The 2211-nt window shown below is 40.3% G+C and carries 2 protein-coding genes; both read right to left on the bottom strand.

The window, feature by feature from the left end:
• Window positions 1-122: 122 nt before the first annotated feature.
• Window positions 123-569: a D-aminoacyl-tRNA deacylase gene (gene dtd / locus HMPREF0519_RS05300; RefSeq protein ID WP_003560300.1), complete on the bottom strand. Its 447-nt coding sequence runs from the start codon at window positions 567-569 to the stop codon at window positions 123-125.
• Window positions 570-581: 12 nt separating this feature from the next.
• Window positions 582-2211: RelA/SpoT family protein (locus HMPREF0519_RS05295; RefSeq protein ID WP_040472747.1), on the bottom strand; the 1630-nt coding region annotated here is incomplete at its 5' end.

Raw genomic sequence — 2211 nt, 5'->3', positions numbered from 1 at the left:
CAATGTTCCATCAAAATCCCAGAAAAGTTGATTAATCATTTAATTCACCCCTCAAAAAAGACTGAAGCAATCAGAAGCTTCAGTCTTTATTTTCTTAAAATCATTATAACTATTTTTCAGGTCTAACGGTGATCTGTATCAAAAATAATTGTCACTGGACCATCATTTTGAAGATCAACCAGCATGTCCGCGCCAAATATGCCAGTTTGAACCTCTAAACCAGCTTGCCGCAATTGGTCGTTAAATGCCTCATAGACCCTTTCTGCATGTTCGGGTTGGCCAGCCTTGGTAAAGCTGGGACGATTTCCTTTCTTGGTATCTGCATACAACGTAAATTGGGAAATTGACAAAATAGCCCCATCAACAGCATGAATATCTAAGTTAAGTTTGTCATCTGCGTCTTCAAAAATACGTAAATGACTAATTTTGTGAACCAAATAGGCAATTTGCTCATCGTCATCATCATCGCTGACACCCACAAGGAGCATATAGCCCCTGCCAATTCGACCATGGACTTCGCCATTAATTGAGACCGAAGCTTGTTTAACGCGCTGTAGAACAACTTTCAATGTATAGGCTCCTTATCTGAATTTTCGTTTTACCAGATAAACATCCGGAATATTTTTTAGTGTAGAAATAAGTCGTTCCAATTGTTCCAAGTTACGAATACCGACTGACAGTGAAATTGTAGCCATTTTATTATTATCTACCTGTCCGTTGACTGAGGAAACCGTTTTAGTCACATTATTAACAGCATTTAAAATATTTGTGAGTAACCCGGCCCGGTTATATCCCTGAACTGAAAAAATGGCAGAATAGATCGTTCGATCTCCCGGTTCATTGGCCCAGGATACTTGAATTAATCGTTGTCCATCCTGTTCAGCTTTGGCAATATTTGGGCAATCTACTCTATGAACGGAAACGCCCCGCCCCTTTGTAATATAACCGACAATTTTGTCTCCCGGAACCGGTGTGCAGCAATGACTTAGTCGAACCAGCAGATTGTCAACACCTTCAATGACAATGCCATTCGATGATTTTCGAGCTTTCTTGTGTTGCTTGGTTGATTCTGTACTTTCCGAAATCGTTTGATGTTCTTCAAGAACCTCTTTCTCAGCCTGATCCTGACGTTCACGTTTCAACTTAGCTCGAACATCTTGTGTAAGTCGGTTTACAACACCTGTAGGCTGAACATCTCCAAAACCGATTGCGGCTAAAAGGTCCTCATCTCGTTGATAATGCATATTAACAGCTGCCTGGTTAAGTCGATCAGGTGTTAATATTTTGTGAGCGTCAAAACCTTCTTCACGCAACTTTCGTGTAATGATATTTCGACCATTTTCAATATTTTTTTCACGATCTTCTAATCGGAAATATTGTTTGATTTTATTTCGGGCTCGTCTTGTGTGAACCATTTTAACCCAATCGCGACTGGGACCTGATGAGCTTGTAGACGTAATAATATCAACAATATCGCCATTTTTAACCTGATGATCCAGGGGGACGATTTTGCCGTTTACCTTTGCCCCTGTCGTATGATTACCGACCTCAGTGTGAATCATATAAGCCATATCTAAGGGACCGGCACCTTTAGGAAGTTCAAAAACATCCCCCTTTGGCGTAAAGACATAAACGTGATCGCCAAATAGTTCGCCTTTAACACTATCCATAAAATCGGCAGCATCATCTGTATCTTCCTGCAATTCGATAATCTGCTTAAACCAGTTCAACTTGTTATTATCTTGGGAGCCCTTGACACCGTTCGTAATGCCTTCTTTGTAAGCCCAGTGAGCAGCAATACCAAATTCAGCCACCCGATGCATTTCTTCGGTTCGAATCTGAACTTCAAGTGGCTTTCCTTCAGGTCCGATAACGGTTGTATGCAAAGACTGATACATGTTTGCTTTCGGCATTGCAATATAATCTTTAAATCGACCCGGCATCGGTTTCCATTCTGTATGAATAGCACCTAAAACGGCATAACAGTCTTTAATGGATTGAACAATGACCCGAATGGCCAATAAATCATAAATTTGACTGAATTGCTTATGCTTATCAACCATTTTCTTGTATACGGAATAAATGTGCTTGGGCCGACCGTAGATTTCACTTTTAATATCTAAATCTGAAATAGCCGATTTCACTTCATTTATCGCCTTTTGAATATAGTCCACCCGTTGATCCCGTCGAGAATTCATTAGATGAACAATT

The sequence above is a fragment of the Lentilactobacillus hilgardii DSM 20176 = ATCC 8290 genome, assembly GCF_000159315.1.
Lineage (GTDB): Bacteria > Bacillota > Bacilli > Lactobacillales > Lactobacillaceae > Lentilactobacillus > Lentilactobacillus hilgardii.
Note: the sequence above shows the minus strand (reverse complement) of the source record. Positions and strands in the feature narration are given on the sequence as shown.